Annotated in this window: 10 protein-coding genes; 5 read left to right on the forward strand and 5 right to left on the reverse strand. The window is 35.1% G+C overall.

Annotated elements, in window-relative coordinates; genetic code table 11:
• Positions 1-25: 25 nt before the first annotated feature.
• A complete protein-coding gene (locus tag LV89_RS02965) occupies positions 26-1306 on the reverse strand; it encodes a DUF349 domain-containing protein (protein WP_109741365.1) in 1281 nt (426 codons plus the stop codon).
• A gap of 283 nt (positions 1307-1589) precedes the next feature.
• Positions 1590-2990 (reverse strand): MBL fold metallo-hydrolase RNA specificity domain-containing protein, encoded by a 1401-nt coding sequence (locus LV89_RS02970; protein ID WP_109741366.1) that lies wholly within the window; start codon positions 2988-2990, stop codon positions 1590-1592.
• A 262-nt stretch (positions 2991-3252) separates the two neighbouring features.
• Between LV89_RS02970 and LV89_RS02975 the strand changes: the two genes are divergently transcribed.
• From LV89_RS02975 to hisH, 3 genes are all read left to right on the forward strand, one after another.
• Positions 3253-4407 (forward strand): acyl-CoA dehydrogenase, encoded by a 1155-nt coding sequence (locus LV89_RS02975; RefSeq protein WP_374755128.1) that lies wholly within the window; start codon positions 3253-3255, stop codon positions 4405-4407.
• Between the two features lie 343 nt (positions 4408-4750).
• Complete coding sequence (locus LV89_RS02980; protein WP_109741368.1) at positions 4751-5677, forward strand: helix-turn-helix domain-containing protein; 927 nt, start codon at positions 4751-4753, stop codon at positions 5675-5677.
• Between the two features lie 135 nt (positions 5678-5812).
• Positions 5813-6397, forward strand: a complete 585-nt coding sequence (gene hisH / locus LV89_RS02985) for an imidazole glycerol phosphate synthase subunit HisH (protein ID WP_109741369.1) — start codon at positions 5813-5815, stop codon at positions 6395-6397.
• A gap of 50 nt (positions 6398-6447) precedes the next feature.
• Here the strand turns inward: hisH and LV89_RS02990 are convergent, their stop codons facing one another.
• Positions 6448-7209, reverse strand: a complete 762-nt coding sequence (locus tag LV89_RS02990) for an enoyl-CoA hydratase/isomerase family protein (protein ID WP_109741370.1) — start codon at positions 7207-7209, stop codon at positions 6448-6450.
• A gap of 168 nt (positions 7210-7377) precedes the next feature.
• Here LV89_RS02990 and LV89_RS02995 point away from each other — a divergent pair, with 168 nt between their 5' ends.
• Positions 7378-8517 (forward strand): acyl-CoA dehydrogenase family protein, encoded by a 1140-nt coding sequence (locus LV89_RS02995; RefSeq protein ID WP_109741371.1) that lies wholly within the window; start codon positions 7378-7380, stop codon positions 8515-8517.
• A gap of 271 nt (positions 8518-8788) precedes the next feature.
• Here the strand turns inward: LV89_RS02995 and LV89_RS03000 are convergent, their stop codons facing one another.
• Positions 8789-10069 carry a sensor histidine kinase gene (locus LV89_RS03000; protein ID WP_109741372.1) on the reverse strand — a complete coding sequence of 427 codons (1281 nt, stop codon included), beginning with the start codon at positions 10067-10069 and terminating at the stop codon, positions 8789-8791.
• 141 nt (positions 10070-10210) lie between these two features.
• On the opposite strand from LV89_RS03000, the gene LV89_RS03005 reads away from it, so the two are divergent.
• Positions 10211-12163: a tetratricopeptide repeat protein gene (locus tag LV89_RS03005; protein WP_109741373.1), complete on the forward strand. Its 1953-nt coding sequence runs from the start codon at positions 10211-10213 to the stop codon at positions 12161-12163.
• Positions 12164-12275: 112 nt separating this feature from the next.
• Here the strand turns inward: LV89_RS03005 and LV89_RS03010 are convergent, their stop codons facing one another.
• Complete coding sequence (locus tag LV89_RS03010) at positions 12276-13616, reverse strand: sensor histidine kinase (protein WP_211321134.1); 1341 nt, start codon at positions 13614-13616, stop codon at positions 12276-12278.
• Position 13617: the final 1 nt, after the last annotated feature.

The following is a 13617-nucleotide window of genomic DNA, read 5'->3' on the forward strand; positions in this document are numbered from 1 at the left end:
AAGGATTTTAAATATTCTTAAATGATTATTGACCTAATAAAATTTCAAGTTCTTTCTTGAATTCGATTAAAAGGGTTTCTTTCATTGAGATTTTGCGTTTTTGTGTATTGATTTTATTCATCACCAATTTATCACCCATTTGACCGCTATATTGAGAATCCGTAATGAAAGCATCCAATTCGTTTTTCTCTTTTTTAGTCATGTAATCCATTTGGTTAATCATAATTTTCAATTGCTCCACTCTTGGTTTATCATCTAAAGCTGGGTGGCGATAGCTGATTACACGTAAAAGGTAGTTCATTTCAAAAATCTTATCACAAACATTTCTGAAACGCTCGGCAATGTTACGGTCGAGATTTTTAGTTTGTGCTGCCAATTCTTTCCATTTTACTAAATAACCTTTTGCTTTCTCAGAAGTTGATGGAATTTGCGACTGAATTTTGAATAAGCTTTCTAATTCAGTAGTCATTTCCTTCATTTGCTGTACACGTGGGTCAATTCTTACTGTTGCAACAATACCTTTTTCACGGTTATAACGCTCGAAGAAGAAGTCATTTGAACGCTTAAATTGCTTCCAAAGCATACTTTGTTTCTTCGGTGGAACGTTAGTAATTGTTTTCCACTCACGTTGCAAGTTTTTGATAACTTCAAAAGCAACATCAACATCTTTCTCATAACGTAAATTACGAGCATCATCTACGATACGTTGAAGCGTTGCCAATTTTTCATCAATAATTCTATTTTTCTCTGAATAGTATTCACGACGACGAACAAAGAACTCATCAACGATTTCATTAAATTCTCCTTCTACTCCATCCTGAAGAGCTTTATCAACTGGACCAGTTTTCAACCATTTGGTTTTAATTTCCATAATGGTTTCAGTCGCAACTGCCCAATCTTCAATTTGTCCCGCCTCTTTCAATTCTTCAATTAAAGCTTTCTTAATTTCAAGATTTTTGATTTGATTGTTCAAAATCAATTCTCTCAATTCAAGCTCCAATCCGTCTAAGCGTTCAAGCAAAGGGATGAAGTTTCCTAAACCGTCAAATTCTGTGAGGCTTTTGCGTAGTTGAAGTAATTTCGTTAGATACGACCCTTTGTTTTGGGCCTCTTCTACTTGTTCAAATAGGGTGCTTACTTTGTTTTCGGCAATAGAGAAGCGATTAATAAAGTATTGTAATGCTTCTTCTTCGGTATTTCTGACTACACCAATCTGTCGGTCTTCGTATTCAGAGTAGCCTTTTAAATAGACTTTACCGTCTTTACAGTAGCCATAATCGGCTGAATTCTTAATTGAGTTTTCCATTGTTTTACATTACATGAATAGAGTTTCTGGCAAGGCTCATTACTCTAAGGGATTCATGGTTTAGGTTAATTAAAGTTTTAGTAGCTTTATTAATTTACAGTTGTTTTGGGTTGTTATGAATATTTTTATTGCAAGTTACTGATTTTCAACAAAAAATCTAATCTTTTAACCACATAATCCATTGAGTGGTTATTTTTTATTTTATAGTTTCTAAAATACAACAACCAGACCAAAATTAAAAGTCAAAACGATGTTTTTATTACTTTAAATGTAACGGAAATGTTTATGATATAATTACTTCTTCTTGATGTGCAGGAATATAAATTTTGGAATATCCTTCTTTCAAAAGCTTTTCTTTGAAAATAGTTTGTACGTCAAGCTCTCCATGTACCAAAAATATTTCCTTAATTTTTGATTTATCCTGACATGACAAATATTGTATTATTTCTTGGTAATCGGCATGAGCAGAGAATGAATCCATTACGATAACTTCGGCTCTTACATCAAATTCTTTCCCGAAAATATTGACTTTTTTTGCCCCAGCTTTTAGTTGTCCTCCCAAGCTATCAGGCGATGTATAACCTACCAAAAGCACAGCACAACGAATATCTTCAATGTGGTTGGCGATATGGTGTTTTATCCGTCCAGCTTCTGCCATTCCCGACGATGAGATGATAATACACGGCTCATCTAATTCATTTAATTTTTTAGAATCCTCCGTCGAAGAAATATAAAATAAATTAGGAAATCCGAAAGCGTCACCATCTCCTTTTTTCAAATATGCCAACACCTCTGGATTAAAACACTCTGGATGGTTTTTCATAATTTGTGTAGCATTTACCGACAACGGTGAATCTACAAAAACCTTGATTACAGGCCATTTTCCTTCATTTTCTAATTGGTCGAGAGCATAAACTAATTCTTGTGTACGGTCAATAGAGAATGCGGGAATCAATAATTTCCCTTTTTGTTCAACACATACTTTTTGAACTATCTCTCTCAAATGAGCTTTAACATCTGTTTCTGTTTCGTGCAATCTTGACCCATAAGTTGATTCACAAATAATATAATCCGCCTGTGGAAAAGCCTCTGGAGAATTTAATATTTTATCATTCGGGCGACCAATATCTCCTGAGAAAAACAGTTTTATTTCCTTCTCATTCTCTTTAATAGTCAATGAAACAGCCGCTGAACCTAAGATATGTCCCGTATCAGTGAAGTAACAACTCACTTCATCATTCAGCCAAAAAATTTCTCTAAAATTGACCGCCACCATTTGGCTAAGTGTCTGTTCTACATCTTCTTGCGAATATAAGTTTTCCAAGACAGTTTCCCCACGTTTTGCACGTCGTTTATTAATTCTGGCTAAGTCCGATTCTTGTATTCGGGCAGAATCACCCAAAAGAATTGAGCATAAATCTTTTGTTGCAGAAGTACAGAAAATTTTTCCTGTATAACCTTTTTTAACTAATCGTGGCAATAAACCCGTATGGTCGATATGAGCGTGAGAAAGCACTAAATAATCTATTTCAGAGGGGTCAAAAGCAAAATTTTGATTTAACTCCTGTGTATTTAATCCTTGAAACAATCCACAATCCAATAAAATTTTTGTCCCTTTCTCTGTAATTATTAAATGTTTAGAGCCTGTAACTCTTTGAGCCGCCCCGTGAAATTGAATTTTCATGTTATCGTTTAAGTAAAAGTAACACAGACAAAAGTCTGTCATATTTCATACAAATTAAAGCCTGTATCACTAAAATAATCATTGCAATATAACAATTTTTTAAAAAAATTATACAAATTTATTATGCAAGCATACTATTTTGTATATTTGAAAACTTTTTAATAGGTGTTAGGTATTGGGTTATAGGGTTAGTTACTACGATAAACAACTAACATCTAAAACCTAATCCCTAAAACCTAAAACCTGAAAAAACATGAGTACGATGGCATTAGAAGGATTAAACCTCGACTTAACAGAAGAACACTTAGCGGTTCAACAAGCGGCAAGAGATTTTGCTCAAACAGAATTATTACCAAATGTCATTGAAAGAGATGACAAGGAATATTTTCCAGAAGAGTTAGTTCGTAAAATGGGAGAATTAGGTTTTTTAGGAATGATGGTGGCTCCAGAATATGGCGGTGGCGGAATGGATACCGTTTCGTATGTATTGGCGATGGAGGAACTTTCAAAAATTGATGCTTCGGCTTCGGTAATTGTTTCGGTAAATAATTCATTGGTTTGCTATGGTTTAGAAAAATACGGTTCGGAAGAACAAAAACAAAAATATCTTGTGCCTTTGGCGAAAGGTGAAATTGTTGGAGCATTCGCTTTGTCAGAACCCGAAGCTGGTTCTGATGCAACTTCCCAACATACAACCGCCGAAGATATGGGTGATTATTATCTATTAAACGGAACAAAAAACTGGATAACCAACGGCGGGCGTGCAAGTGTGTATTTAGTAATGGCTCAAACTCACCCAGAATTAGGACATAAAGGAATTAATTGCCTCATTGTTGAAAAGGGAATGGAAGGTTTCCAAGTTGGCAAAAAAGAACAGAAATTAGGAATTCGTGGGTCTGATACTCATTCGTTAATGTTTACCGATGTGAAAGTTCCAAAAGAAAATAGAATAGGAGCTGACGGTTTTGGGTTCAAGTTTGCGATGTCAACCCTAAATGGTGGACGTATTGGAATTGCTTCGCAAGCATTAGGCATTGCTTCGGGGGCTTATGAATTAGCGGTGAAATATTCAAAAGAACGAAAATCTTTCGGAAAAGCAATTTGTGAACACCAAGCGATTCAATTCAAATTATCGGATATGGCAACTAATATCGAAGCCGCACGTTTATTATGTTTCAAAGCAGCTTTAGACAAAGACAATCATAGAGACTATGTGAAGTCGGCAGCGATGGCAAAATTATTTTGCTCGCAAGTAGCCATGGATACAACTGTCGAAGCCGTGCAAGTTCATGGAGGTTATGGTTTTGTCAAAGAGTTTCATGTCGAACGATTAATGCGAGATGCAAAAATCACTCAGATTTACGAAGGCACTTCCGAAATACAGAAAATGGTAATAGCTCGAGAAATTTTAAAATAATTCAAGAAAAAGGCGGAAAACTCAACAATTTTTCCGCCTTTTTCATTTCCCAAAACCTTCCATTACAAGATTCTCTTTCATTTTGATTTCAGAGATTTCTCAAAATACTTCAATCTTTTTCCAAATTTCCTTTAAAACTACAAATAATCATTTTACGAAACGTTATCTTTAATATTCTCCATTCTTAGGATATTACAATAAAATATTATTCAAAAGTGAAGCTATCCATTCAATAAGTATTTTACACTTTTTTTAATTATATTTTGGAATTTTACATGGATTTATTAGTTTTGTCCAAAATTAAACATAGTATAACTGAATATAATTAAAAAAAGCCGCAAAGATGGAAGATTATAATAAGATAATTGAGTCGCTCGGTGTGAAGTTTATAAAGTCACGCAACATTAGAATATTACAACCTATCCGTATTAAAAACTTCTATGATGTTGAAAACACACTCTTGATTTTGTACAATGGTGAAGTTTCATTCGGAGAAGAAGCAGTTCATGCAGAGGTTGGCGATATGCTTTTTATTCCTGGCGGCAAAATGCTTTCTGTAACTTACGGAAACGCAGATAGACCAAAAGCTATTTCAAACGAAGAGTTTATGACTCATCGTGAACTATATTTTGAGCCAAATCTTGAGCCTGCAAAAATCGGTCAAATCGAAAACTCTTTCGGGATGGTTGCTTTTGAAGCTAAAGTTTTTGACTCGGTGAATTTCTTCACTTCTCTTGATATTCCTCCATTCTTAATCAAAAAAGATGACAAGTTGGCATTTATGTTAGCTGAAATCTTGAAAGAAGATATGACGGATGATTTAGGGAAAGGACGTGTTATTAAGATTAAAACGGAAGAAATCGTTATCGAAATCATTCGTTATATCATTAAAAACCGTTTATTTGTTGAGCAATTAGCTACTAACAGTACGTATTTCAAAGACCCAAGATTAATTGATATTTTTGCTTATATTAAAGACAATATCGGCGGAGATTTATCGAACAAAGTTTTGGCTAACGTTGCCAACGTTTCTGAAGATTATGTTGGACAGTATTTCAAAATGTTGACAGGTATCAATCCGCAAGATTATATCGAATATCAAAGAATGGAAGCTGCCGTTGGTTTATTAAGAACTTCTAAGAAATCTATTCGTGCCATCGGTGCTGATGTAGGTTATAAAGATACTGCATATTTCTGCCGTCGTTTCAAAATGATGTTTGGTATTCCAGCAGGAAAAATGCGTAGAAGAGAATCATTGATGAATTTGTAGTTTTATAAAGTATCAAAGGAACAGAGTTACAAAGGAGCAAAGTGTCTAAACAACCTTGCTCCTTTGTAACTTTTTTATTTTTTGTCTTTGAACACTTTGTAACTTTGTGCCTTTAAATACTTTGTACTCTCGAAAATGAAAACAGTAATTATAAAATATAACGCAGGTAACGTACAGTCGGTGATGTATGCTTTGGACAGAATTGGAGTAAATTATCTTTGGACAGACGACGAAACAGAAATTCGTTCCGCCGACCGAGTGATTTTTCCAGGTGTAGGAGAAGCAAGCACTGCCATGAGTTATTTGCGTGAAAAAGGTTTGGACAAAGTGATTCCGTCACTTACACAACCTGTTTTGGGTACGTGCGTAGGAATGCAATTGATGTGCCGTCACTCAGAAGAAAACGATACGACTTGTATGGGTATTTTTGATATTGACGTAAAACGCTTTCAATCAAGCGAATACAAAGTACCACACGTGGGTTGGAACAATATTTACAATTTCAAAAATGGCTTGACTGAAGGCTTGAACGAAAACAGTTTTATGTATTTTGTTCATAGCTATTACGCAGAATTGAGCCCATATACCGTTGCTACTTGCGACTATGTTCAACCATTTTCGGCAATGTTACAGAAAGACAACTTTTACGCAGCCCAATTTCATACGGAAATTAGTGGAAAAGAAGGACAAAGAATTATTGAGAATTTTTTGAAGGTTTAACGTAACACAGACTTTAGTCTGTAAATTAAAAGTACAGACTAAAGTCTGTGTTACTTTCTTCCTAAAGTCCGCTTCGTAAACTCACTCAAAACCAAGCGTCCACTTATTTCTGCTCTTTCTGCCAAAAGTTCGTCCCAATTGTCGGTATTTTTCCATAAAACACGCTTTAATGTTGTTAATGCTTCTGGATTGTAAGTTGTGAGACGATTTGCTAAATTTTCTACGGCTTCGTCCATCGACTTGATGTCTTCAAAAACTTCCATAAAAAGTCCGTTCTCCTTTGCCCATTCTGCCGAAAAAAAATCATTTGGATTAAAAGTCAGTTTTGAAAATGCCGAAAGTCCGATTTTTCGCTCAACGGCTGGTTCTATCACGGCTGGTATAATTCCAATATTTAGCTCACTCAATTTTATAGACGCAAATTGCGTAGCAAAGCAATAATCTGTCGCAGCCGCCAAGCCAACGCCACCACCCACAGACTTTCCTTGTACTCTTCCGATGATAATTTTAGGAGATTTTCGGCACGCATTAATAACTTTTGCAAAGCCGTTAAAAAATATTTCTCCTGATTTTTCGTCCTTAATTTGCAATAATTGCTCAAAATTCGCTCCCGAACAAAAAGTACGCTCTCCCCCACTTTGCAAAATAATCACTTGTACATTTTCATCTTCCCCCAAATTTTCAATGGTCATTACTAATTCTTGCAATAAATCAATGGGCATAGAATTACTTGGAGAATTACTAAAAATGATTCTCGAGACTCCTTTTTGTGCATTTTCTACCACTATGGAACTTGATAAATTATCTTGCATAATAAAAATATTTTAAGAAATTACATTACAATATTAAGAAACAGGGCATTAAAATTGTTTAAAACTCAATAATTAATCGTAAAACAATTAAAAGTTTATTCATTACATTTTTGCACTTTTCTAATATCATCAACAATATTCAAAAACAATCTCAATCAACAATTTAAAATGTATAAGTCAGAACAATTAACCTTAGTACGTCAATCTGCCAAAGATTTTGCTGAACGCTATATCCGTCCACACATTATGGAATGGGACGAAGTACAAACTTTTCCAATAGAATTAATGCACCAATTAGGCGAACATGGTTTTTTAGGAGTTTTAGTACCAGAACAATACGGAGGAGCAGGTTTGGGTTACCAAGAATATGTTTCCGTTATTGATGAAATTGCACAGGTTTGTGGCTCAATCGGATTATCAGTAGCAGCTCATAACTCTTTGTGTACCAACCATATTTTACAATTCGGTTCGGAAGAACAAAAACAAAAATACCTTCCTAAACTCGCCACAGGACAATGGATTGGGGCGTGGGCTTTGACAGAAGCCAACACAGGTTCTGACTCTGCCCGTATGATGTGCGTAGCTCGTAGAGAAGGCGACGAATACGTTTTGAATGGTTCTAAATGCTGGATAACACACGGAAAATCTGGTGATGTGGTGGTAGTAATGACCCGCACGGGAGAAATTGGAGCAAAAAATAATTCGACCGCTTTTATTGTTGAACGTAGTAATGTTGGCTTAAAATACGGCAAAAAAGAGAATAAATTGGGCATGAGGGCTTCTGAAACGGCTGAAGTTATTTTGGAAGATTGCCGAGTACCAATTTCAGCACGTTTAGGAGAAGAGGGCGATGGTTTTAAACAAGCCATGAAGATTTTGGACGGCGGACGGATTTCCATTGCGGCATTATCCTTGGGAATTGCCAAAGGTGCTATGTCGGCGGCGGCAAAATATGCTCAAGAACGCCAACAATTCGGACAACCAATTGCTAATTTTCAAGGAATTAGCTTCAAATTAGCTGAAATGGCAACAAAAGTACACGCCGCAGAATTAATGACTCGTGAAGCAGCAGCTCTAAAAATGGAAGGTACAAGCATGACAAAAGAGGCAGCGATGGCAAAATTTTATGCTTCAGAAATTTGTGTGGAAGTTTCAACAGATGCCGTTCAGATTTTTGGAGGATATGGTTACACCAAGGATTTTCCAGTAGAAAAATTCTATCGTGATTCTAAACTTTGCACCATTGGTGAAGGCACTTCTGAAATTCAGAAAATCGTGATTGCGAGAGAGGTTTTGAAGGAATATTGATACTTGTATTATGATTATGGTACACAGATTAAACGGATTAGACACGGATTGAAATAATAGACTTCTTGCGAAAGTCCTGTATGATTGAAAAATAGTGATTTTTTGAGCGAAAATTAGGTAAATTTTGAAAGCATAGCAGAGCTACGGTTGAAAAATTTACCTAATTTGTAGCCCAAAAAGTGCTTACTTTCACCTTAAAGGACTTTTGCAAGAGGTCTAATATGTAAAATTTAAAATCCGTGTCTAATCTGTTCAATCCGTGTACCATTTTTCACGCCACAACAGGCACAATCAATTTAAACTCGCTTCCCTCTCCTACTTTACTTTTGAGTTCAATTTTTCCTTTGTGTCCTTCCACCATTTCTTTCACATAATATAAACCTAATCCGAAGCCTTTTACATCGTGTACGTCGCCCGTATGCACACGGAAGAATTTATTAAAAACTTGCTTTTGGTCACGGTCGGCAATGCCAATTCCATTATCTTTTATACTGACAATCAAATCATTACCTATATTTTCTGTCGAAATTTCAATCATCGGGATTCTCTCACAATATTTCATTCCATTATCAATCAAATTATGAATGATGTTAGTAAAATGTAGGCGGTCGGCTTTTATCAAAGCATTTGTCGCATTTAACTTGATAGACAATTCTCCATTTTTTTCCTTAAATAATGGCTCGCAACTTATGGCTAAATCTTCCAAAAGTTCATGAACATCAACTTCTTCAAAATTGAGTTTATCTATTTTCTGAGCAATATTAGCAGTCTGCAAAACGGTATCTACATTCTTTTTGAGGCGGGCAGCTTCTTTTCTAATAATTGCCGCATAACTCAATAATCTTTCGGGCGTGTTTACAATTTCAGGCTTCATTAAAACCTCACTCGAAATAGAAATCGTAGAAATTGGCGTTTTAAATTCATGCGTCATGTTGTTGATAAAATCATTCTGAATTTCAGAAAGGCGTTTTTGCTTAAAAATCAACATCAATGAATACACGAAAAATGCCATCACCACCAAAAGAATTGCCGACGATACAAACCAATTATTCAAATCGCCCAAAAGGAAACGTTTTTTATCAGGAAAATGAACCCCAAAATAATAATTATGAATATCTAAAGCAGGAAAATGATAATTAGCCGTTGAATCAGAACGGTCGCAATTTTCAGAAAAACAAACAAAAGAAGCATACCTAATTCTATCTTTTGAACAGTCATAAATTCCATATTCAAAATTCAAGCGAATATCAGCCTGAGCAAATTCTTGCTTGATAAATTCCTCTAAAATAAGATTATTGATAGTATCGTTTACTTGTACCGTGTAATAATTGGAAGTAACTCGCTCGACAGGTTTCAATAATTGGCTATTAGGATTTTTATTAAATTCCAACAATCGTTTACTAACCACCCTCAAAGCAGTGGTAACTCGTTGGTCAAAATCACGGTCTTCGAGGTTATAAGCCTGTTTAAACCAAAAATATTGAACCACCACAACGCTCCCCAATAACAAGACCGACAAGGCTACGAATATTCTAAGTGTTTTTGCATTCATTGAATTAATATGTATTTCTACAAAATTAACTGATTATGAGCTTCATATATTATGTAATATTTTCTTTAGCTATTCTTTTATCTTAATTTGGAATAATTTTTGAAACATTCCTGCTTATAAAACCCATAATATCAACCTAATATGTCGAAGAAAAACAAGGCTCCCCAACCACCAACGCCAAAATCTAAAAATCTTGATAATCAACATCATGAAGCAAAAACACAAAATCCTAAAATTTGGTTTTGGACTTGTATTGGCGTATTGGTAATTGCCGTTTTCATTGCTTTCTCAGGCGGTTTCAATAATAACTTTGTCTCTTGGGATGACGGTGCTTATGTAACCGAAAATACAATTGTGCAGAAGCCTAACGGCAATTGGGGAAAGGCTTGGACAACCCACGTTGCTCTCAACTATCATCCGCTGACAATCACGTCTTTAATGTTAAATTCGGATATTTTTGGAACTGATAACGCTCGTCCATTCATCGTTACAAATACTCTTATTCACTTATTAAATGCCTTATTGGTCTTTTGGTTTGTGCTTTTGTTGCTTAAAAATAAAGATGAAGAAAATATTCCAATTACGGGGAAACCGCTTTTTGTGGCGTTTTTTACGGCTTTGGTTTTTGCTATTCATCCTCTAAAAGTAGAATCTGTCATTTGGGTTTCTGAACGGAAAGACGTGCTTTATAGCTTATTTTTCCTTTTGGGCTGTATCAATTATTTGAAATATTTGCACAATCCTCAAACAAAAAAATACCTGACTTATAGCTTTTTATTATTCATTCTTTCATGTTTATCGAAAGGACAAGCGGTGGTTTTCCCTGTTGTATTGTTGCTTTTAGATTATTGGAACGACCGCAAATTTGACACAAAAACCATCATCGAAAAAATTCCGTTTTTCTTGATTTCTTTACTTTTCGGGGTAATTGCCTCAAGCATACAAGCGGGCGATAATTTTTATGGATTAATCAAAAGTCTTGACAATGGAAATTATGTTGCCGTAAACACTCAGCATAATTTATGGAACGGGATTAAATATTCAGCTTATGGTTTGTCGCAATATTGGGTAAAATTCTTTTTTCCGTACAGTTTATCGTCATTTTATCCTGTAACATTGTGGAAACAAGGACCACTTCCTTATAATTTTCCGTTTGGGTTTGTCTTTACCTTATTTGTTTTGGGTGCATTTGTTTATGGTTTTAAGAAATCAAAAGCGATATTTTTCGGAATTGCCTTCTTCGGAATTACTTTCTTTTTAGTATCACAAATTTTATTGGTTGGTGGAGCAATTATGGCAGACCGTTATACCTATTTGCCGTACATCGGATTGGCATTTATGGTGTTTTATTTTCTGGCAGATATTTTTGAAAAGGGTAATTCTCAGAAATATGGATTGTTAGCCATTCTAATAGGATTTATGCTTTTCTTTGTGATAAAAACTCGAAATCAAGTTAAGGTTTGGGAAAATACCAGAACTTTAATGACCCAAAGAGTAGATTTATTGCCTGCCGATGATAGAGCTCATTATAACATTGCAAAATATTCTGGCGAGAAAGAAAACAACTACGATTTATGTATTAGCGAATATCTAAAATGCCTCGAAAATACCGATTCTACGCAATTGATTGATGTTTGGGCAAATATTGCAACGGCTTATTCTTTGAAAGGAGATTACCCAAAAGCCATTGAATATTATACTTCTTCTATCAAAAAAGAGCCTAAAGTAGGTGTACATTACATGAATCGAGGGTTTCAATATTTAAAAACTCAACAACCCGAAAAAGCACTTCCCGATTTAGAAAAAGCAAGTGTGATGACCATGAAAAAAGAAGATAGAGCTTCTGTTTTTGGCGGTTTAGGTACGGCACAATTGAACGTGGGCAAAGCAGCAGAAGCCTTTAATAATTTGAATATTGCCATTGACAAAGAAGGCAGTAAAGATGCTATTCATTATTTTAATCGTGGCGTGGCTCGGCTTAAACTTTTCAATGATAAAACTGGGGCATTGGCAGACGTTAAAGCAAGTTTAAAAATTAATCCAAATTATGCAGATGCTTTAAATGGATTGAAGGTTTTGGAAAGTGCGAAGTAAAGGGATAAGATTGATATTTAGTAGGGACGAATAGCATTCGTCCAGCTCCAGAACCACGGGCGAATGCTATTCGTCCCTACTAAATATATCAAATTCAATTATCAGAATATTTTTAAAACCCCAATCTAAAAATCGTTCCCTCTCCTTCTATTGAATGAACCGAAATTGTTCCTTTATGAAGTGTCATAATTTGCTTCGACAAACTCAAGCCAATACCTGAACCGTTTGGCTTAGAGGTAAAGAAAGGCACAAAGATTTTATCCATCAAATCAGGCGACATACCTATGCCATTATCACGCACTTCAATAACGGGTCGTTCGTCTTGTCCTCGATAAGTTGAAAGTATAATCTTAGGATTTTCTTGATTTTTTACGGCATCTATTGCATTGATAATCAAATTAATAAGCATTTGTTCCACCAAAACCATATCCCCTTCAATAGTCAATTCAAAGTCTTTAATTACGACATCAAATTCAATATTTTTCTGTTCAATTTGATTTTCTAAAAGAATTTCTACGCCTTCAAAAAGGTCATGTACAAAAAAATCTGAGAAAGAAGTTATCGAAACTTTAGCCAATTGACGATACGTATCTGCAAATTTCAGTAGGTTTTCACTACGTTTGCGAATCGTGGAAATTCCTAAAACAATATCATCAAATTGTGCATTTTCAGTATTCAATTTTTCATTAGCTTGACCATTATGGTGCAAAGTTTTCTCAATTGTTTCTGCTAATGAGGCAATCGGAGCAACAGAATTCATAATCTCATGCGTCATTACTCGCAAGAGTTTTTGGTAAGCCTGAGCTTCGGTGTCTTCAATGGCTTCATTGACGTTCTGAAAAGCAATTAAATTGGTTTCAACATCTTCATTTAAAAAAGTGGTTTTTGCTAATAAAACTTGTTTTTGATTAATCTTCACCAATTGGCTATCACCATTTTCAAGATTCATAATTACCTGATAAACAACTACATCACGTTTTTCTAAGGAAGAAATATTCCGCAAATACGGCACATTCATCATGCGTTTGAACGACTCATTTATCCAACCAACTTCACCTTCTTGGTTATACGAAAGAATACCCGTATCAACCAATTCTAAGATTTTTTGGAGATACTGATATTGCTCTTCTCTTTCGGAAGATAATTGCTTGAAAGTAGAATTGATTTGGTTAAAAGCACGACGAAGTTGTCGAACAGAAACAGGAGCGTTTTTCTCGGTAAATTGTAAAGAAAAATCTCGATACCGAACCGCCTCAATAAATTGTGAAAGTTCGATATTGGTTTTATTAATGAATTGTACGAAGTTAAATATTTGGAAAACAAGCAGTAATATGGCAAATACCAACAATGAATATTTAGCCATCACAATACAAAAAGCGGCTACCGTGATGCTGGCAAGCAACAAAACAACCCGAATGGTCAGACTGATTTCATAGCGATTGAATCTTAGCATA

The organism is Arcicella aurantiaca (assembly GCF_003148625.1).
GTDB lineage: Bacteria > Bacteroidota > Bacteroidia > Cytophagales > Spirosomataceae > Arcicella > Arcicella aurantiaca.